This is a genomic window from Streptomyces sp. NPDC026417, from assembly GCF_055567695.1.
This window is the reverse complement of sequence record NZ_JBVHPY010000012.1, coordinates 123,167-142,993: the sequence shown is the minus strand read 5'-3', so window position 1 is coordinate 142,993 and position 19,827 is coordinate 123,167. Positions and strand designations below refer to the sequence as shown.

15 protein-coding genes and 1 pseudogene are annotated in these 19,827 nt (G+C 72.8%); 7 read left to right on the top strand and 9 right to left on the bottom strand.

Going from position 1 to position 19,827, the window contains the following annotated elements; translation table 11 throughout:
• Window positions 1–142: 142 nt before the first annotated feature.
• Entirely contained in the window at window positions 143–1,186 is a 1,044-nt protein-coding gene (locus ACZ4NT_RS20450; RefSeq protein WP_121407501.1) for an NAD(P)-dependent oxidoreductase, read from the bottom strand.
• On the bottom strand, window positions 1,183–2,352 hold the full coding sequence (locus ACZ4NT_RS20445; protein WP_121407502.1) for a lactate 2-monooxygenase: 1,170 nt from the start codon (window positions 2,350–2,352) through the stop codon (window positions 1,183–1,185). Before ACZ4NT_RS20445 ends, ACZ4NT_RS20450 begins: the two co-directional genes overlap by 4 nt.
• Before the next feature lie 113 nt (window positions 2,353–2,465).
• Between ACZ4NT_RS20445 and ACZ4NT_RS20440 the strand changes: the two genes are divergently transcribed.
• A complete protein-coding gene (locus ACZ4NT_RS20440) occupies window positions 2,466–3,671 on the top strand; it encodes a PucR family transcriptional regulator (RefSeq protein WP_467726733.1) in 1,206 nt (401 codons plus the stop codon).
• A gap of 67 nt (window positions 3,672–3,738) precedes the next feature.
• On the opposite strand, the gene ACZ4NT_RS20435 is transcribed toward ACZ4NT_RS20440, so the two are convergent.
• The 3 genes and pseudogenes from ACZ4NT_RS20435 to ACZ4NT_RS20425 form a co-directional block, all read right to left on the bottom strand.
• Window positions 3,739–4,920 (bottom strand): glycoside hydrolase family 64 protein, encoded by a 1,182-nt coding sequence (locus ACZ4NT_RS20435; RefSeq protein ID WP_467726731.1) that lies wholly within the window; start codon window positions 4,918–4,920, stop codon window positions 3,739–3,741.
• 100 nt (window positions 4,921–5,020) lie between these two features.
• A pseudogene (locus tag ACZ4NT_RS20430) lies at window positions 5,021–5,893 on the bottom strand (glycoside hydrolase family 16 protein); the annotation flags it as partial.
• Window positions 5,894–6,167: 274 nt separating this feature from the next.
• Window positions 6,168–7,964, bottom strand: coding sequence for a coagulation factor 5/8 type domain-containing protein (locus tag ACZ4NT_RS20425; RefSeq protein ID WP_467726729.1), 1,797 nt, complete (start codon window positions 7,962–7,964; stop codon window positions 6,168–6,170).
• A 427-nt stretch (window positions 7,965–8,391) separates the two neighbouring features.
• On the opposite strand from ACZ4NT_RS20425, the gene ACZ4NT_RS20420 reads away from it, so the two are divergent.
• The 5 genes from ACZ4NT_RS20420 (at window position 8,392) to ACZ4NT_RS20400 (ending at window position 15,887) form a co-directional block, all read left to right on the top strand.
• Window positions 8,392–9,486 carry a DUF1996 domain-containing protein gene (locus ACZ4NT_RS20420; protein WP_467726727.1) on the top strand — a complete coding sequence of 365 codons (1,095 nt, stop codon included), beginning with the start codon at window positions 8,392–8,394 and terminating at the stop codon, window positions 9,484–9,486.
• Between the two features lie 76 nt (window positions 9,487–9,562).
• Window positions 9,563–11,311 carry a discoidin domain-containing protein gene (locus ACZ4NT_RS20415; RefSeq protein WP_467726725.1) on the top strand — a complete coding sequence of 583 codons (1,749 nt, stop codon included), beginning with the start codon at window positions 9,563–9,565 and terminating at the stop codon, window positions 11,309–11,311.
• A 16-nt stretch (window positions 11,312–11,327) separates the two neighbouring features.
• Window positions 11,328–13,760, top strand: a complete 2,433-nt coding sequence (locus ACZ4NT_RS20410) for a glycoside hydrolase family 3 C-terminal domain-containing protein (protein ID WP_467726724.1) — start codon at window positions 11,328–11,330, stop codon at window positions 13,758–13,760.
• Window positions 13,761–13,824: 64 nt separating this feature from the next.
• Entirely contained in the window at window positions 13,825–14,865 is a 1,041-nt protein-coding gene (locus ACZ4NT_RS20405; RefSeq protein ID WP_121407510.1) for a LacI family DNA-binding transcriptional regulator, read from the top strand.
• A gap of 587 nt (window positions 14,866–15,452) precedes the next feature.
• Entirely contained in the window at window positions 15,453–15,887 is a 435-nt protein-coding gene (locus tag ACZ4NT_RS20400) for a protease inhibitor (protein WP_121407511.1), read from the top strand.
• A 186-nt stretch (window positions 15,888–16,073) separates the two neighbouring features.
• Here ACZ4NT_RS20400 and ACZ4NT_RS20395 read toward each other — a convergent pair whose 3' ends face one another.
• Genes ACZ4NT_RS20395 through ACZ4NT_RS20385 form a run of 3 tightly spaced genes read right to left on the bottom strand, consistent with a single transcriptional unit; the run spans window position 16,074 to window position 17,928 of the window.
• Window positions 16,074–16,277, bottom strand: a complete 204-nt coding sequence (locus ACZ4NT_RS20395; RefSeq protein ID WP_121407512.1) for a CDGSH iron-sulfur domain-containing protein — start codon at window positions 16,275–16,277, stop codon at window positions 16,074–16,076.
• Window positions 16,258–16,911 (bottom strand): HemK2/MTQ2 family protein methyltransferase, encoded by a 654-nt coding sequence (locus tag ACZ4NT_RS20390; RefSeq protein WP_467726721.1) that lies wholly within the window; start codon window positions 16,909–16,911, stop codon window positions 16,258–16,260. Before ACZ4NT_RS20390 ends, ACZ4NT_RS20395 begins: the two co-directional genes overlap by 20 nt.
• Window positions 16,912–16,932: 21 nt before the next feature.
• A complete protein-coding gene (locus ACZ4NT_RS20385) occupies window positions 16,933–17,928 on the bottom strand; it encodes an iron-containing redox enzyme family protein (protein WP_121407616.1) in 996 nt (331 codons plus the stop codon).
• A gap of 73 nt (window positions 17,929–18,001) precedes the next feature.
• Here ACZ4NT_RS20385 and ACZ4NT_RS20380 point away from each other — a divergent pair, with 73 nt between their 5' ends.
• Window positions 18,002–18,610, top strand: a complete 609-nt coding sequence (locus ACZ4NT_RS20380; RefSeq protein WP_467726718.1) for a flavodoxin family protein — start codon at window positions 18,002–18,004, stop codon at window positions 18,608–18,610.
• 59 nt (window positions 18,611–18,669) lie between these two features.
• Here the strand turns inward: ACZ4NT_RS20380 and ACZ4NT_RS20375 are convergent, their stop codons facing one another.
• A complete protein-coding gene (locus tag ACZ4NT_RS20375) occupies window positions 18,670–19,689 on the bottom strand; it encodes a Ppx/GppA phosphatase family protein (protein ID WP_121407515.1) in 1,020 nt (339 codons plus the stop codon).
• Window positions 19,690–19,827: the final 138 nt, after the last annotated feature.

The following is a 19,827-nucleotide window of genomic DNA, read 5'->3' as shown; positions in this document are numbered from 1 at the left end:
CCGGTGCGTGCTCTCGCCGCACCGGGCGCAAGGCCGAGTACATCCAGTACGAGGCCGTGCACCCGGCACGCCGAGAGCACGCACCGGACGCCGCCGCCGGGCCCGCCCTCCGGGCGGACGGAGGGCGCTCTGCGGACGCGGCCTAGGACACCACGTCCCGGAGCGGCTTCCCGGCGACGAAGTCCGCCACGTTCTGTACCGCGGCCAGCGCGATCCGGACGAGCGTCTCCCGGGTGACACCGGCGACGTGCGGCGAGAGCACCACGTTCGGCGCCTTGAGCAGCCGCAGGGCGGCGGTGGGCGGTTCCGGGTCGAAGACGTCGATGCCCGCACCGGCCAGGGCGCCGGCCTCCAGCGCGTCCGCGAGGGCGTCCTGGTCGATCAGCGCGCCCCGGGCGGTGTTCACGACGAACGCGGTCGGCTTGAGGAGCGCGAGCCGCTCGGCGTTCAGCAGGTGCCGGGTCGCGTCGGTGAGCGGCGCGTGCAGGGAGACGTAGTCCGAGACGCGCAGCAGCTCGTCGAGCCCGACGTGGCGGGCGCCGCCCAGCCGGGCCTCGGCGTCGGGGCCCAGGGGCTGCGGACCGGCGTACACGATGCTCATGTCGAAGGCGACGGCCCGCCGGGCCACCTCCTCGCCGATGTGGCCGAGCCCGACGATGCCCAGCGTCTTGCCGGACAGTTCCGTGATGGACCGCTGCAGGCGCGGCAGGGCCCAGTCGGCGTCGACCAGCGCGGTGTGGGCCGGCACCAGCTGTTTGGCCAGGGCGAGCATCAGGGCGAAGGTCTGCTCGGCCACGTTCTGCTTCTCGGCGCCGCTGGAACCGATGTTGCAGACGGGCAGTCCCCGGTTCCGCGCAGCGTCCAGGTCGACGTAGTCGAAACCGTGGCTCGCGCACTGGATCAGCTCCAGGTCCGGTGCGGCCGCGATGTGTGCCGCGTCGACGGGCGCGAGACCGGTGATGATCACATGCGCCTCGCGCAGCGCGGCCGGATCCTCGTCGGCCGCCTCGACGACGGTCACCCGGGCCCGCCCCGGAAAGACGGTGGCGAGCCCCGCCCCGGCGGTACGGCCGCCGACGTGCGGCGAGACAACGGCGAGGACGTTCTTCACGGGGCCCTGCTCGGCGGGCACGGCGCTCCTGGCGGACGGTGCGGTGCCGTCCCCGGACGTCCGGGCGGTGGTCATGCGGTCTCCTCGATCAGGTCGTCGGGGCCGACGGTCGCGGGGCCGGCGTGTCCGGACAGGGCCAGGGTGAGGTCCAGTTCGGCGAGCAGGCAGCGGATCACGTGCTCCACGCCCGCCTGCCCGTCGAGCCCCAGCCCGTACGCGTACGGGCGACCCACGAGTACCGCCCGCGCCCCGAGGGCGAGCGCCTTGAAGATGTCGTCGCCGGTGCGGATCCCGCTGTCGAACAGGACGGCCAGCCGGTCGCCCGCGGCCTCCACGACGCGGGGCAGCGCGTCCGCCGCCGCGACCGAACCGGCCACCTGGCGGCCCCCGTGGTTGGAGACGATCACGCCGTCCATCCCGGCGCTGGCGGCCCGGCGGGCGTCGTCCGGGTGCAGCACCCCCTTGAGGAGGATCGGGCCGTCCCAGTTCTCCCGGAGGAACTCCAGGTCCGGCCAGGTCTTGCCGGGGTCGGCGAACATCCCCACGAAATGCATGACGGCCGCGTTCGGGTCCTCGTGCACCGGCTTGGCCAGCCCCGCCCGGAACGCCGGATCCGAGAAGTAGTTGGCGGTGCCCACGCCGTGCAGGAAAGGCAGGTAGGCCTGGTCGAGATCGCGTGGCCGCCAGGCCAGCAGCGGGGTGTCGAGCGTGACGACGAGCGCGGTGTATCCGGCCGCCTTCGCGCGGTCCAGGAAACTCCTGGTGACCTCGCGGTCCTTGGCCCAGTACAGCTGGAACCAGCGTTCCGCGTCGCCCATCGCCTCCGCGACCTGCTCCAGGGGAGTGCTGGAGGCGGAGGACAGGATGAACGGCACACCCTGCGCCGCCGCGGCCCGCGCGGCCGCGCACTCGGCGTCCGGATGCATGATCGACAGCACGCCCACCGGCGCGAGCAGCAGCGGCGCGGGCAGGGAACGCCCCAGCACCTCCACCGACAGATCGCGCTCGTGCACGTCCCGCAGCATGCGCGGCACGATCCTGCGCCGCTCCAGCGCGGCCCGGTTGGCGCGGGCGGTGCTGCCGTTGCCCGCGCTGCCCGCGACATAGCCGACCGGACCGGGGCCGAGCCGCTGCTCGGTGAGTTCCTCCAGCCGCGTCAGATCGGTGGGCAGCCGCGGTACGGCTCCCGTCATCCCGTTCAGATAGATCTCGTACTGGAAGTCGGCCCAGTGCTTCGCCATCCGTACGTCCCGCCTCTCGTCCCTGAGACCGCGCTGTACGACGTCGATCCTGGCGAGTGTGACAAGGCCCGTCCACCATGGTGCGCACATCGCGCGGCTGGAATCATCACAGGGTGACAAGCGAGACCTCGAAGGACACCGGCCGCGCCCCGGTGCGGGAAGCCCGCGAACGGGTCCGGCAGGAGATGACCGCCGACCCGCACGTGGTGACGGCGGTCGTCGCAGCGGTGCACGCCCAGGTCCCCGTCTACACCGCCCTCGACGGCAGCCGGCTGCCGGAGGTCCGGGCCATCGCGGCCTGGGGCCTGGAACGGCTGCTGCACCTGTGGGCCACCGACGGCGTCCTGGAGGCGGCGGACCTGCGGCGGTTCCGCGGCATCGCGGCGGCCCGCGCGGCCGACGGACGCCCGGTCCGGGCGGTGCTGCGCGCCTACCGGGTGGCGGCGACCGTCCTCACGGACGAGATCGCGGCCCGGGCTCCGGACCTCCCGGCCGCGGACGCCTTCGCGCTCACCCGGATGCTGCTCACCACGCTCGACACCCTCGCCGAGGAGATGGCCACGGCGTACGCGGCCACCAGCGAGGACCTCGCGGGCGACCGCGGCCGGGCGCTGCGCCTGCTGCTCGACGACCTGATCGCGGGCCGGCACGCCTCGACGGGTGCCCTGGCCGACCGGTCGGCCAGGCTGGGCGTCCATCTGCCCGACCCCTACTGCCTGTTGGTCGCCGAGCCGGCCGCCCCGGACGGCTCGGACATGTCCCACGACGCCGCGGCCGGCCTTCTCGACGCGCTGGCCGCGCCCGGCGGCGACACCACGCCCCTGGCGACCGTACGGGGTTCGCGTGCCGTGCTGCTGCTGCCCGTCACCGCCGCCGAACAGGCCGGAGCCGTGCTGGCCGGACGGTCCTGGCGCGGCTGCGTGGTCCCGGGCGAGGGGCTCGACCGGGTCGCGGCGGCCCACCGCCTCGCCGCCGACGCCCTCGACACGGCGCCGGCCCACGCCCACCGGCCCGGTCACCTCCTCACCGACGCCGACGCTCATGTACTGGCACTGCTCGCCGGGCATCCGGCCGCCGCGCCGGACCACATCGGAAGGCTCGTGCTGGGGCCTCTCGCCGACCCCGGCGGACGCCACCTGCTGGAGGCGCTCACCGCCTACCTCGACACCGGCTCGGCGAACGCGGCCGCCCGCGCACTGCACCTCCACCCGCAGTCCCTGCGCTACCGGCTGCGCCGCATCCACGACCTGACGGGCCGGGATCCGCGCGACCCCTGGCACCGGCTCACGCTGGACGTCGCCCGCACCATCGGCAGGTGAGGGCCCGTCGGGGTCCTTCGCGCCGGTGCGGCACGAAGGACCCCGACGGGCGACACCCCGACAGCGGTCAGGCGAACGGGGTCAGGGTCAGCCGGATGCCGGCCGGGGCGGTGTCCTGGATGTACGAGGCGAAGTCCGCCACGTCGTCGAAGGCGAAGCCGTACGCCTTCCCGTCGGCCGTGGCGGCGTGCACCGCCTTGGCGTAGTGGTTGGTGACCGCCGTCCGGTAGAAGGACGCCGGATCGGTGGTCGGCTGCGCCGCGGTGCCTACCAGGGTCGTACGGTTGAACGCGGCTCCGAGGACCGCGGCGACGGGACCGGTCGTGCCGTCGTTGGGGGCGGCGAGGGCGCCGTCGCAGAAGAGCACGTCGCGGGTGGAGGGCTTGGCGAAGGACACGGACGCCGGCCCGGTGAAGGAGAGGCTGCTCCCGCTCACCCGCCCGGTGAACGTCCCGGCGTTGGTGGTGACCCGCAGGTACTTGCCCGCGTAGGTGCTCCACGCCTCGTCGATGTACGAGGCCAGATAGTCCCTGGGGAAGAGGCCGGCGTCGAGACCGTGCCCGGGCGCGATGACCCGGCGGTCGTCCACGACCAGCGGCGCGAAGGCGTCGACGGCCCGCAGAGCGGCGAAGACCTGGTCGCGTCCACCGGCGACCAGCGTGCCGGTCGTCCGGTCGGCGGAACCGGTGAGCCGGATCGCCATCGGCACGCTGAACATGTCGACCATCGTCGTGTTGCAGAACATCCCGGCCGAGTTGTAGGTGAACTCGGCGCAGTCGTGCAGCACCTCGTAGTTGGGGTCGGAGGCGACCCAGCCCGCCGGGTACTGCAGAGCCGCGTTGCCCGCTCCGTCGGTGACGGCCTTGAACTTCAGCCTGCTGCCCAGCGCGACGTAGATGCGACCGGACATGTAGGGGAGGGACAACGTTGTCTCACCGCTGGACGCCAGGGGGATCGCGTAGTCCGTATAACCGTCGGCACCGTTGTCGGACAGGGCGACCGGCGCCAGGTTCCCCTCCGGGGTGACGCGGACCTGGCGTCCGTCCTGGTTGCCGACGATGTAGACGTGGACCGATGAATTGGCGTACTCGCCGGTGGAGTTGGCGATGGTCAGCGGGAGCGCTCCGGCGGCCGCGGTGCCGGTGCCGGAGACGGCGGCGCCCAGCGCGCGGGGCGCGACCAGGGCGAGCCCCGGGCCCGCGACGGCGGCGGCGGCGAGGGAGGCGAACATCCTTCTGCGGGTGATCATGTGGTTCCTGTTCTCGTGGGGGAGGTGGTACGCGCGGGACCCGGGCTGTCGGGGAGCGCCGGATGCCCGCGGCTTGTGCCGATCGGGTCCGGGGGTTCTAGTCCCGGGCCGATACGCGGACGTAGTCGACCGTCATGGTCTGGGGGAACGTGGTGGACGCGTCGGGCTCGCCGGGCCAGTTGCCGCCGACGGCGAGGTTGAGGATCAGGAAGAAGGGGTGGTCGAACACCCACTTGTCGCCGCCCACGTCCGCCGGCGTGCGTGTCTGGTAGACCGTGCCGTCCACCGACCAGGTGAGGGCGTCGGGCGACCACTCCACGGCGAAGGTGTGGAAGTCGTCGGCGAAGGCCCGGCCGTCGGGGAGCGAGTAGGGGGCGCCGATCCCCCCGGCACCGGAGTATCCGGGGCCGTGGATCGTGCCGTGCACGGTGCCCGGCTCCTTGCCGATGTTCTCCATGACGTCGATCTCGCCGCTGGTGGGCCATCCGGCGCTGCCGAGGTCGTCGCCGAGCATCCAGAAGGCGGGCCAGATCCCCTGTCCGCGGGGGATTTTGATGCGGGCCTCGAAGCGGCCGTAGGCCTGGGTGAACGTGCGGGCCGTGTTGAGCCGGGCGGAGGTGTACGCGCAGGCTCCGTACCAGCAGTTCAGTCCTGCGGACGGGTCGGCGGGGCGGGCGGTGATCACCAGGTGGCCGTCGCCGTCGAGCGCGGCGTTGTCCGTGCTCTCCGTGTAGTACTGCAATTCGTTGTTGCCGTTGCCCGAACCGCCGGTTTCTCGGGTCCACTTGGCGGCGTCCGGCGCGCTGCCCGCGGCACCGTCGAACTCGTCCGACCAGGTCTGTGCGGCGACCGTGGCGTCGGCACGGTCCGTGGCCGGGCCGGCCACCGACAGACCGGTCGCCACGAGAAGGGCGGTGGCCGCGAACGCGGCCGGCCTGCCCGACGTGAGGGTGCGTGAATGGTGCGTGGACATGGTGAACCTCGTTGTGGGGGGAGGGATTTGGGGGGCGTGGGGAGGCCACGAGCCCGTTGCTCCGCAGGCGCCTTGCCGTGGCCGACGTTCCGGCGGACCGGGGGGAGGCGCCGTGAGCTGCGGCTTGTTCCGCAGCCCGCTTGCATCGAGATCTCTCGGGGCCCGCTTGAGCGACCTGACCGCTCCGTCCGCCCCGCGGCCGGGACCGGACCGGTGCCCGGCGCGGGTCCCGCCCGCCGTGGCGGTGCCGGGCGGCGGGCGGGGTGCGGGGCGGTCAGGGGTAGGAGACGACCGTGGACGGCACGGTCGAGGTGCCGGAGGTCGGGGCGCCCGTGTCGTTGATGACGCGCTCGTACTGGCCGTTGCCGCCGAGCGAGACCACCAGCAGGTTGTGGAACTTCACTCCGGCCCGGTTCGGTGCGGCGAATCCGTGGTGCTGCACGATCGTGGGGTCCACGTTGTAGTAGCAGTAACTGCCGAGGCCCCAGCCCTCGTGCGTGGTCACGGAGTCGCCGACCTTGTAGGCGGCGTACCCCTTGACGGAGCCGTTCTGGATGGCGGCCTGGTTCGGGGCGTCGTACGCCTTCTCGTTCTGGAAGAAGATCGTGCGGCCGCGCTGTCCGTACCACTGGACGTCGTACTTGTTGAAGTGCTCCACGAAGAGGCCCGTCGCCAGCACGTCGTCGCCGTTGACACGGATGCCGTAGTCGGCGCGGTTGGTCTCCCAGCCGACCCCGGTGCCGTGGTCGGCGCGCCAGACCCAGGTGTGGTCGATGATGGTGTGCCGGCTGTTGATCACCATGCTGGTGGTGGCCTTGCCCGCTCCCGCCCCGCCGATGCGGATGAACACGTCCTGCACGGTGGTCGGGTTGGCGGAGTGGTCCGCCGCGGCTCCGGCCGGCCCGACCTCGAGCAGGGTGGGCGAGTTCACGGGACCGGCGTCGATGAGGAAGCCGGCGAGCCGGACGCCGTCGACGTCGGCGACCTTGAGGGCGGTGACACCGTTGTCCGGGATCAGCGTGGCGTAACCGAGGCCCAGCACCACGGTGTTGGCCCGCTTGACCTGGACCGGCTGGTCGAGGTGGTAGATCCCCGGGGTCAGCAGCAGGTGCAGGCCCTGGTCCAGCGCGGCGTTGAGCGTCGCCGCGGTGACGCCGGGCCTGGCCACGTAGAACTGCGTGAGCGGCAGTGAGGTGCCGCGCGGTGTGCCGCTGCCCCAGGTGGTGCCCCGTGCGTTCGTGCGCTTCTCCGGCAGGAAGACGCGGTAATTGCTCCCGTCCAGGTAGAGGAAGGGCTTCTCTCGGGAGACGGGGGTGGTGTCGAGCGTGCTGTACGGCGGGTTGGGGAAGCTCTGCGCCGGGGCGCCCTGGACGCCCGAGAACACCATGTTCCAGACGGCGTTGGTCCAGCCGCCCACGGAGCTGTCGCGGGTGTACCACTGCTGCTGGGAGTAAGGGCCGACCGTGCCGTCGATGCGGCTGTCGGCGATGTAGCCGCCGGACGCCCAGCCGTAGCCGTTCGGGGCGAGGTTGAGGCCGCCCTTGACGTGCATGCGGCGGAAGGGCGCCGCCTGGGCGACGGCCCAGCGGTTGGTGCCGTTGACGGGCTTGAGGGCGAGGTTCTCCGCGGAGCGCCAGAAGTTCTGGGTGGCGTTGCCGTTGAACCAGCCCGCGTCGACGGTCACGTCGCCGTTGATCGTGGTGTCGTCCGGGGAGAGCCCGAGACCCGCGATCGAGGTGTAGAAGCCGAGCTGCGCGTTGAGCCCGTTGTACGTGCCCGGTTTGAACAGCAGCGCGAAGCGGCCGGTGCCGAACTGGGCCGACTCCTGTTGCGCGAACACCTGGTCCAGCTTGGCCTGGATGCCGGAGGTGGAAGGGTCGAAGACGATCACGTTCGGTCCGAGATCTCCGCCGCCGGGCAGGGCGGCGGCCGCGTCCGGCGCCGCCTGGGCGGGCGAGGACGCGGCGAGCAGACCGGGCGCGGCCGCCGCGGCGGCCAGGGCGCCGAGCATCGTGCGCCGGGCGAGGGGGGACCGGTCGGCGGGCGAGGGACCCGTGGGGGCAGGGGGCATGGGGGGCGACTCTCCTGGTTCAGGAAATGAACGGTGTGGGGTGTCTGGGAGCGCTCTCTCGCCGATGCATGCTTCATCCGTGTGAACGACGCGTCAAGAGTTGGGACCGGAGTCCCGCGAGTTGTTGCGGAATGAACGGTAACTACGCGGCGATTTGGTGTGGTTCGGCGCCTCAGGCGTCTCGCCCGGTACGGATCGCGGATCCGGGATTGAGTTCAAGAGGTGCTTGACGGCGCTCATATGACACCGCGTCGGATCCCTTGACACTCCCGCATCGGCGCCACAACACTCCAGGGCGGGAGAGCGCTCTCCCACCTGTTTCCGGCACAGGTGATCGTCCGTCTGCGAGCGGCCGCGGGAGCACCGCGCACCACCGCCCCCACGGCCGCTCGACCCCCACCGTCCCTCGACGTGGCAGGAGGTCTCCATGGCACGGAGATCGAAGATCGTCTCAGGAATGCTGATCAGCAGTGCGCTGCTGCTGACCTCGCTCGGCCTCGGCGGAGTCGCCATGAGCGCCGACGCGCTGCCCACCGGGCGGGCGCAGGCCGAACCGGCCGCGGTCTCGCACGCCGGCCATGCGATGGCGGCGTCGACGGCCGCCTCACCCGACGACCCGGACGGCGACGGCTACATCCCCGCCGTACCGCAGGTGACGGGCGTGCAGCCGTCCACCAAGGAGCCGCCCCACCGCTACTTCCACGAGTTCCAGGCCAACTGCTCGGTCTCGCACACCAGGCCCGACGACCCCATCGTCTATCCGGGCCAGTCCGGCAAGTCCCACGACCACACCTTCATGGGCAACACCACCACGAACGCCGCCAGTTCCACCTCCTCCCTGGGAGGGGGGTCCACCACCTGCAAGGCGCCCGGCGACAAGTCCGCTTACTGGATGCCCACCCTGTTCAAGGGCACCCAGGCGGTGCTGCCGGTCGGACCGCAGACGATCTACTACAAGGCCGGCGTCACGGACTACACCAGCGTCCGGTCCTTCCCCAAGGGCCTGCGCTTCGTGGTCGGCAGCCCCCTGCAGACCGCCGAGCAGTTCCGCAACCACCGCGGCTTCGTCGAGGGATGGGAGTGCGGGAACAGCTACTTCAACGTCCAGTTCCCCGCCAGCTGTCCCACCACCCCCGACACCCAGCTCAACATCCGGTTCCAGGCGCCGAGTTGCTGGGACGGGAAGTTCCTGGACACCCCCGACCACCAGAGTCACATGGCCTACCCGGTGGTCAACCCCGGCACGAACAACAACATCTGCCCCGCCGACCATCCGGTGGCGCTGCCGATGATCGAGTTCAAGATGGCCTTCCCCGTCAACGGCGACCTCTCGCAGGTGCGGCTGGCGAGCGGCCCGGCCTACTCCTTCCACTACGACTTCTTCAACGCCTGGGACGACCCCACGCTGAAGGCGCTCGTGGACCACTGCGTCGTCGGCGCGCTCCAGTGCGACGCCCGCGGCTACGACCAGACCCACCCCGAGGCCGGGGCGGCCCTGGACGCGAACTACCGGCTTCCCTGACCCGGAACGTCCCGGCCGGGCCGGCACCCACCGCCCCGGCCGGGACCTCCCCCACCCGCACACCGGAGATGCAGACATGACCAGATCCCGCACTGCCGCCCGCCGGGCCGCGGCACCGGCCGTGGCCACCCTGCTCGCCGCGGGCGCCCTCGCGCTGCCCGCCCAGGAGGCCCACGCGGCCGGCAGCGTCGTCAAGGTGACCGGCTCCCAGGGCAACTGGCAGTTGTCCGTGGACGGCCGCCCGTACCAGGTCAAGGGACTGACCTGGGGCCCGTCCGTCGCCGACGCCGACCGCTACCTGCCCGACCTGCGGTCCATGGGCGTCAACACCATCCGCACCTGGGGCACCGACGCCTCCAGCAAGCCGCTGTTCGACTCGGCGGCGGCGCACGGCATCAAGGTGATCGCGGGCTTCTGGCTCCAGCCGGGCGGCGGCCCCGGCAGCGGCGGCTGCGTCAACTACCTGACGGACACCGCCTACCGGAACCAGGTGCTCGACGAGTTCCCCAAGTGGGTCGGCACCTACAAGGACAATCCCGGCGTCCTGATGTGGAACGTGGGCAACGAGTCGGTGCTCGGACTCCAGAACTGCTACAGCGGAGACGAACTGGAGCGGCAGCGCAACGCCTACACCACGCTCGTCAACGACATCACCAAGAGGATCCACGCCGTCGACCCCAACCATCCGGTCACCTCCACCGACGCCTGGACCGGCGCCTGGCCCTACTACAAGAGGAACGCGCCCGACCTCGACCTGTACGCGGTCAACTCCTACAACGCCGTCTGCGACGTGCGGGCCACCTGGGAACAGGGCGGCTACACCAAGCCGTACATCGTCACGGAGACCGGGCCGGCGGGGGAGTGGGAGGTCCCGGACGACGCCAACGGCGTACCGCAGGAACCCACCGACCGCGCCAAGGCCGAGGGCTATACGCGGGCCTGGAACTGCATCACGGGCCACCGGGGTGTGGCACTCGGCGCCACGATGTTCCACTACGGAACCGAGTACGACTTCGGCGGCATCTGGTTCAACCTGCTGCCCGCCGGCCAGAAGCGCCTGTCGTACTACGCGGTGAAGAAGGCCTACGGGGCGGACACCTCGCACGACAACACCCCGCCCGTCATCTCGGAGCTGGCCCTGGACGCCGATCCGGCCAAGGTGCCCGCGGGCCGAGCCGTGACCGTCACCGCGAGGACCACCGACCCCGAGGGCGACCCGCTCTCCTACGAGGTCCTGGTCAGCAGCAACTACATCGACCAGAGCAAGCAGCTCAATTCACTGCCCGCCACCGACCTGGGCGGCGGCAGGCTCAGGTTCACCGCGCCGGACCGGCCCGGCGTGTGGAAGCTCTACGTCAAGGCCACCGACGGCAAGGGCAACGTCGGCGTCGAGACCCGCTCGATCCGTGTGGTCGCCCCACCGGTGAACGGGACCGACCTCGCCCTCGGCAAGCCGGCCACCGCCTCCTCGTACCAGCCGGCGAGCGGTGACTGCCCCTGCCCGGCGGCCAACGCGGTCGACGGCAAGCCCGACACCCGCTGGGCCAGCGACTGGAGCGACCCGCAGTGGATCCGCGTCGACCTCGGTGCGCGCACGTCGTTCTCCCATGTGCAGCTCGTCTGGGAGACCTCGTACGCCAAGGCCTACACCGTCCAGACCTCCGACGACGGCCAGAACTGGCAGACCGTCCGCACGGTGAGCGACGGCAACGGCGGCGTCGACGACTTCGACGTCAGCGGCACCGGACGGTACGTGCGGGTCAACGGAACCGCCCGCGGGACCGGCTGGGGCTATTCGCTGTACCACTTCGGCGTCTACCGCTGACCGGGGCACGGAACCGATGACCGACGAAGAGCTGGAGCGCCTGCTCGACAAGCTGACCCTGCCGCAGAAGGTCCGGCTGCTCACCGGTGCGACGACCTGGCGCACCGGGGCCGAACCCGCGGTGGGGCTTCGGGAGTTGGTGATGTCGGACGGCCCCGCGGGGGTGCGCGGGGAGGCCTGGGACGAGCGGGACGCCGCACTGCTGCTGCCCTCGGCCTCGGCGCTCGGAGCCCTGTGGGACGAGGACCTGGTCGAGCGGCTCGGCGGGCTCCTCGCCGCGGAGGCCCGGCGCAAGGGGGTGGACGTCGTCCTCGCCCCCACCCTCAACCTGCACCGCAGCCCGCTGGGCGGCCGGCACTTCGAGTGCTTCGCGGAGGACCCGGAGCTGACCGGCCGCACCGGCGCCGCGCTGATCCGCGGCGTCCAGGCGCAGGGTGTGGCCGCCACCGCGAAGCACTACGTCGCCAACGACTCCGAGACCGACCGGCTGACCGTGGACGTCCGGGTCGGCGAACGGGCGCTGCGCGAGGTGTACCTCGCGCCGTTCGAAGCGGCCGTCGAGGCGGGCGTCCGGGTGGTCATGGCCGGATACAACGGGGTCAACGGCCACACGCTGACGGCCAGTCCCCTGCTCGCCGAGCCCCTCAAGGGGGAGTGGGGCTTCGACGGCGTCGTGCTGTCCGACTGGGGCGCGGTGCGCTCGACGGCCGGCCCCGCCCGCGCCGGTCTCGATCTGGCGATGCCGGGGCCGGACGGTCCGTGGGGGGAATCGCTCGTCCGCGCGGTGGAGGAGGGGGCGGTCCCGGTCGCCGCCGTCGACGACAAGGTCAGGCGGCTGCTGCGGCTCGCCGCCCGGACCGGCGCGCTGGGCGGACCGCGGGCGGCGGCGCCCCCGGTCCGCTCGCGGGACGCACGGCGCCTGCTGCGCCGCGCCGTCGCCGCGAGCACGGTGCTGCTGCACAACCGCGACGTGCTGCCCCTCGACCCGGACGGCCTCGGTACCGTCGCCGTGATCGGGGCGCACGCCACCCACCCGCGGGTCCAGGGCGGCGGGAGCGCGGGCGTCTTCCCGTCGGCCGTCGTCACCCCCCTGGACGGCATCCGGTCGTGGCTGCGCGGCCGGGCCCGCGTGGTCCACGTGCCGGGACCCGCCCCGGACGCACCGCCACCGCCCCTCGACATGCAGCTGTGCCGGGACCCGCGCTCGGGCGTCCCGGGAGTCCTGCTGCGCATGCTCGACGCGTCAGGCGGCGAGATCTACGCCGAACACCGGCAGTCGGGCCGCCAGTTGGAGCCGCTGCTGGTACCCGCGGCGCACACGGTGGAGATCAGTGCGCTGCTGCTGCCGAGGTCGACCGGCGCATGGACCTTCGGCATCGGCGGTTTCGGCCGGATGAGCCTCACGGTGGCCGGACACGCGCTCGTCGACGGTGACTTCGCGCGGGAATGCGACGATCCCGCCGTCGTGCACGTGAACCCGCCCGCCCACTACGGCCGGGTCCACCTGACCGCCGGACGTCCCGTCCACGTGGTGGCCCGCCGCGAACTGGCCGCAGGCACCGGCCGGGCGACGGTCGTCGGCGCCGCACCGCCCGGGGCCGACGCCGACGAGGCCCTGGCCGCCGCGGCACGGGCGGCCGCCGGGGCGGACGCGGCGGTCGTCGTCGTCGGTACGACGGAGCACGGGGAGTCGGAGGGCTACGACCGCACGGATCTGGCGCTCGGCGGGCGTCAGGACGACCTGGTGCGCGCCGTGACGGACGCCAACCCGCGCACGGTGGTGGTCGTGAACAGCGGCGGTCCGGTGGAACTGCCCTGGCACGACCGGGCAGGCGCGGTCCTGCTGACCTGGTTCCCGGGGCAGGAGGCGGGCGGCGGCCTGGCCGACGTGCTGTTCGGCCGGACCGAGCCCGGCGGACGGCTGCCCACCACCTGGGCCGCCGCCCTCACCGACGCCCCCGTCACCCGGACCCGGCCCCGGGAGGGCCGGCTCGACTACGACGAGGGCCTGCACATCGGCTACCGGGCCTGGCTCCGCGAACACCGGCGGCCCGCCTACTGGTTCGGCCACGGCTTCGGGTACACGACCTGGTGCTACGAGAGCGTGGGCGCGCCCTCCTCGGTTGCGGCCGGGGAGGCGTTCACCGTGCGGGTCGGCGTGCGGAACACCGGTGCCAGGGCCGGACGCGAGGTCGTCCAGGTGTATCTCGCGCTGCCCGGATCGTCGTGGGAGCGCCCGGTGCGGTGGCTCGCGGGGTGGTCGGCCGTCTCGGCGGCCCCGGGGGAGACGGTGGAGGCCCGGATCGAGGTGCCGGCCCGCGCCCTGCGGCACTGGTCGCCGGACGAACGGGCCTGGCGCACGGAACCCGGCCGGTACCGGGTGCTGGCGGGGCGCTCGGCCGGTGACCTCCCGCTGACGACGGCGACGGAGGTGACGGCGCCCCGCTGACCCGGGCCCGGGGGCCGGGAGAGCGCTCTATACCGTTCCCCGACCGGGCCGTTAGGGTGCGGGCATGAGCAGACAGGCTCCTACGCTGGAGGACGTCGCGCGGGAGGCGGGGGTCTCCCGGGCGACCGTGTCCCGGGTCATCAACGGCATTCGCAACGTCGATCCGGCCATCCAGGACGTCGTGCGCCAGGCCATCGAGCGGACCGGTTACGCGCCCAACCGGGCCGCCCGGTCCCTGGTGACCCGGCGCACCGAGACCGTCGCGCTGATCGTCTCCGGCGCAGGTGACGCCTCGGACGGGGAGCAGAACGGCTTCGCCACCCGGGTGTTCGCGGACCCCTTCTTCGGGCGGGTGGTCGGGGGAGTGGTGGGCTATCTGCGGCCCCGTTCGATGCATCCGGTGCTGATGTTCGCCGAGTCGGTGGAGGCCAGGCAGCAGGCGCTGAGCTATCTGCGGCAGGGCAGCGCGGACGGTGCGCTGGTCGTCTCCACGCACGCGGACGATCCGCTGCCCGCGCTGCTGGCCGACGCCGGCGTGCCCGCGGTGCTGTTCGCACGCCCGTCGCGGCCGGTGCCGCTCAGCCATGTCGACCTGGCCCACCGGGACGGCGCCCGGCTGGCCGCCGAGCATCTGCTGGCCCGGGGGTGCCGGCGGATCGTCACGGTCTCCGGGCCGCTGGGCGTCTGGGCGAGCCAGGACCGGCTCGCCGGGTTCCGGGACACGATGGCGCGCCGGGGGCACCCGCACGTACCGGTCGCCGAGGGCGGCTTCACCCTGGACAGCGGGATGTCGGCGATGTCCGCGCTGCTGGCCGAACACCCGGACGTGGACGGGGTGTTCGCGGCCAACGACCTGATGGCACAGGGAGCCTGCCAGGTGCTGCGGGAGCACGGCAGGCGGGTGCCGGACGACGTCGCCGTGGTGGGTTTCGACGATTCCAGCGTGGCCGTGACCTGCCGGCCGCCGCTGACGACGGTGCGCCAGCCGGTGGAGGAGATGGCGGCGGCGATGGCGCGGTTGCTCGACGAGCACATCCGCGGCGTGCGCACCGAGCCCGCCTCGCTGATCTTCGAGCCCGAACTCGTGGTGCGGGCCTCGGCCTAGCCGGACTCGGCCCCCAACTCCCGGCTCCCGCCCGAACTCCCGGCTCGTCGCTCCCGCCCCGGCTCTCGGCTCGTCGCTTCCGCCTCGACTCCCGGCTCCCCGCGACAGGTGCGGCGGGGGGTGACAGGCGTGGCACGTGCGGCGCGGTGAAGGTGTGTGGGGGTCTCCCCGAGAGCCGTGCCCGGGCGCGGGCGCCGATTGCGTACGGCCGCTGCGGCGCCGTCCCCGCGACGCGCGCCCGGCCGCCGTGCCGGAGCCGGGTCCACCCGTCCCCCGCGCCTCGCATCCCGCACGATCCGGGCGCCGGAAAGGGTCCGACGTGCGCCGAACCGGAATGTTTCAGGCCTATTGCCGAGCCGTGGAAAACCGGCCAGCGGGCCGATTTCGGCGATCATCAACCCCTCAGTTACGGGGCTTGCACGTTCGAATTCTGTGACTTCACGCCACTGATTCAATACTCAAAGTTACCGAAACGCACGGGGTCGATGTGTGTTTCCGTGCCGGACTCGGCAGACTCGCGCTCGCCGCACCGGCACCCAACCCGAGCCGGTGCAGCCTCCGAAAAGATCAGCGGAAGGATGCACACAATGCCGAACACCGCGCGCTGGGCTGCGACTCTGACCATGACGGCCACCGCCGTCTGCGGACCCCTCGCGGGCTCCGCCCTCGCCGCCCCGGGCCACGCCCCCGCCTCGCTCTACGCCCCCTCGGCCCTGGTTCTCACCACGGGCCACGGCGACAGCGCGGCCACCGTCACCCCCGAACGCGCCGTCACGTTGAGCTGCGCCCCGACAGCCTCGGGCACCCACCCGGATCCTGTCCGGGCGTGTTCCGAACTCCGCTCCGCCGGTGGGGACTTCAACGCCCTGGACACCAGAAGCGGGGTGATGTGCACCAAGCAGTTCGATCCGGTGGTCGTCACCGTCGACGGAGTGTGGCAGGGCCAACGGGTGTCGTACGAACGCACCTTCGCGAACGAGTGCGTGAAGAACTCCTACGGGATGGCCGTCTTCGCGTTCTGAGAGACCGGGATCGCGCGGGCCCGTGAGCATCGATCGAGGGCCGTTACTGGGGAGTGCGAGCCCCGTCGCGGAGCACCACGCGATCCCGCACCGAGGGCCGGCCGGACGGAGTGGGGCCGTCGGCCGGCCCTCGGCATGGGCGTCACGGGCGGAGGGACGTACCCGCCCGGGCGCCCCTGCCCCGGTTCACGAGGGCTTCGAGCGGCGGTGACTGGTGTCGCACCAGGGGTAGCGGCGGCTGAGCCGGCACGTGCACAGGGCGACGCGGAAGCGGTCGGACGACACGACGCTGCCGTCCTCCAGTTCGACCTCGACCGGGCCGTCCACCAGGAGTGGGCCGCGGCGCTGCACGGTGATCCGGCGCGGGGCGTCAGACGGGTCGTTCGGCACGGATGACCACCAGCTCTTCCTTCTCCTCGTGGGCGGAGAGCAGACCGCGTTCGCGCAGCCAGCCCTCCCGTTCGCGCAGCACGGGGCCGAACGCGACCCACCGGCGCTCGGTCACCGAGGCGCGCAGCCCCGCCGCGCGCAGCAGTTGCAGGGTCGGTTCCGCACCGCTGAGTGCGGAGTGGACCATCAGCAGGACGCCCCCCGGCCGCAGCAGAGCGGGCGCCTCCCGGCAGATCCGGTCCAGCACGAGCCGCCCGTCCCGGCCCGCGTCCCAGGCCCGCGCCGCGCCCCGGGGCGTGCCGTCCGCGTCGGGGGCGGGGACGTACGGCGGGTTGGTGAGGATCAGGTCGAACGACTGGCCCGCCACCGGTGCGAAGAGGTTCCCGCGCACGATGCGTACGGGCAGTCCGGCCAGACGCGCGTTGAGCCGGGCGGTGCACACCGCCCGCCACGACACGTCCACCGCGGTCACCCGGCCGCCCTTCCGCGCGGCCTCCAGGGCCAGCGCGCCGGTGCCGGTGCAGACGTCCAGCACGCGTGCGCCCTTGGCGAGCGGCTCGTCGGACAGCGCTGCCGCCAGCAGCGACGTGTCATCCTGTGGGGCGTAGACGCCCGGGAGTGCCAGAGGTTTCACGTGGGCCGAGTACCCGGTGAATCATGAAATATGGGTATCTCTCACCGTGGGCCTTCCGGCCCGCCACTCCGTGAGCAGATGCCGGCCCAGCCGGTCCTCCAGATGTTCCGTGGCGTCGATGCCGAAGACGACGTCGGCCGCCAGCTCGGGCTCCTCCGCAAGCAGACCGCCGATCACGTCGTGGCGTACGACCTGCTCGTGCACCGCGTCGGCCTCGACGTGCTCGTCGTAGAAGAACTCGGCGGCGGGGCCGGCGCCGGTGCGCCGCATGGCCTCCGCCAGCCGGTGGGAACCGGGCGACGACGTGATCTCGACTGCCGCGAAGTGCCCCACCAGAGCGCCCCGCAGGGTCCGGTGCAGGCCGAACAGGGACATCATGTTGACGGTGGCCAGCATCGGCGCGGACGCCGTGTCCAGGTAGTGGCCGTACGTCGTGTCGAGTCCCAGGTCCTCCATCATGTCGGCGAAGAGCCGGGCGTGCACCCGCTCGGCACGGCCGCCGCCGTACTCGTCGAACTCCACGGCCGCCATCCCGGCCTTGGCCCGGCCCCACAGCCGGGGCAGCACCCAGGCGTGGGGATCGGCCTCCTTGAGGTGGTAGAGCGAGCGCTGGGCGACGTACTCGCGGATCTGCCACAGCTCGCCCTCGTCGCGGAGATGGTGACTGACGCCGGTGCCGTCCGCCGGTTCCACCAGCAGCTCCTTCACCGCCGCCTCGACGCTGTCGTGCACCGGGGTGTCCGCGCGCAGGGCGGTCAGGAAGCGGTCCTCCAGCGCCGCCCGGGTCCGCAGCAGGTCCGGGTCCCATTCGAGGTCCGGGTCGACTCCCGCGAAGCCGCGGTAGTGCAGCTCGTAGCAGCAGTACAGGGCGAGCTGCAGGTCGTCGCCGTAGGGCGACGCCGCGCGGGCATCCTCGGGCAGCGGGAGCGGCCCCGTCCCGGTCAGGTGGGCGATGACGGCCGAGGAGAGGGGCCCCCGGCCGGACGGCAGCTTCGGTCCTGGGCGATCTTCAGTCATGTCCGCCGGGTACCCGTCCCGCGGCAGGTCACCCGTGGTGTGGAGGCGGTCGAGCCGGGTACCCGGCGGCGTCATGAAGGCACTGGTGATCAACTGCACGCTCAAGAAGTCGCCGGCCCCCTCCAACACCGAGGCGCTGGCGGAAGTGGTCGTCGGGCAGCTCGTGAAGGAGGGGGTCGCCGTCGAGGTCGTCCGGGCCGTCGACCTGGACATCCAGCCCGGCGTGACGAGCGAGGCCGTCGGCGAGGGCGACGCCTGGCCGGGCGTCCACGAGAAGCTGCTGGAGGCGGAAATCCTCATCATGGCCTCGCCGACCTGGCTGGGCCGCCCCTCGTCCGTCGCCCAGCGGGTGCTCGAACGGATGGACGCCCTGATGTCCGAGACCGACGACGAGGGGCGGCCGGTGGCGTACAACCGGGTCGCGGGCGTCGTCGTCACCGGGAACGAGGACGGTGCGCACCACGTCATCAGCGAGATCTCGGGCGGCCTCGCCGACATCGGCTACACGATCCCGGGACAGGCGTGGACGTACTGGCACCTGGGTCCCGGCGCCGGTCCGGACTATCTGGACGAGGAGCGGGGCCGGGAGTGGTCGCACCGCACCGGCCGGGCGATGGCGGCGAACCTGTACGGAGTGGCCCGGGCCCTGGCCGGGAACCCGCTCGGGGCGCCGCCCGAGTAGGTCGCCCGCGGGTGCGCGGACCCCGGACGGGAGCCGTCGCCCGGCCGGGGCCGCGGGGATCAGCGGGCCTGCGCCGCGATGCGCAGCGGCACGGTGCCCGCGCCGGTGGGCGGCGGCGGCATGTCGTCGCAGCGTTCGCTCATCTCCGCCCACCAGGACCCGCCGTCCTCGATGTGCCGCAGCAGTACGCCCTCGCGGATCGCCCAGGGGCAGATGCTGACCGTCTTCAGACCGGTGAGCTTCATGGTGGTGTGCCCGACGACGGCGCCGGCCAGGCTCTGCGCGGCCCGGGGCGCCGAGATGCCGGGCAGCCGCGCCCGTTCGCCCACCGGCAGGGCGGCCAGCCGGGGAATGGCCGCGGCCAGCTCCCTGCGGTGCAACTCCCGGTCCACGAAAGGTCCGTTGCGGCCGGGTGCGGTCCCGCACAGCCGCGCCAGCTGCTGGAACGTCCGCGAGGTGGCCACGGCGGTGCGGGGCCCCTCCCAGCGGATCCGTGCCGCGACGTCCCGCAGTTGATGACGCACCTTGCGGCGCAGGGCGCGCAGGGCTTCCGGGGCCGGCGGGTCCTGGTCCAGGAGGAACTCCCGGGTCAGCCGGCCGGCGCCGAGCGGTAGCGAGGCGACGAAGTCCGGCAGCCGGCCCCGCCCGAAGGCGACTTCCAGTGAGCCGCCGCCGATGTCCATCAGGGCGAGCGGCCCGGACCGCCACCCCATCCATCTTCGCGCCCCCAGGAAGGTGAGCTCGCCCTCCACCTCGCCCGGCAGGGTGCACAGGGGCACCCCGGTCTCCGCCCGTACGGTCCGCAGGACCTCCGCGCGGTTGGGGGCGCCGCGGACCACGGCGGTGGCGAAGGCCAGCGGGCTCGCGGCGCCCCAGCGGGCGGCGGTCCTGGTCGCTCCCCGCACCGCGAGGACCAGCTGCCGCACCGACTCCTCCGGTATGTGGCCGTCCGGCTCCACGTGTTCGGACAGCCGTAGCCGCCACTTGGCCGTGTGCACGGGCAGGGGCACCCCGCCCTCGGCGTCCGCCACCACCAGCCTGACAGTGTTCGATCCCACGTCCACCACGCTCAGTCGCATGCCCGGGGAAGTACCCGACTGGCGTCGAGGCACGCCCCTGTGGAGTACCCGAACCGTGCGGCACGCCTCGGTGGAGTCCCGCACGGTGCGGCCGCCCGGAGCAGGTCCGTCACCGGTCCGAGTCGCCCGGGATGCCGC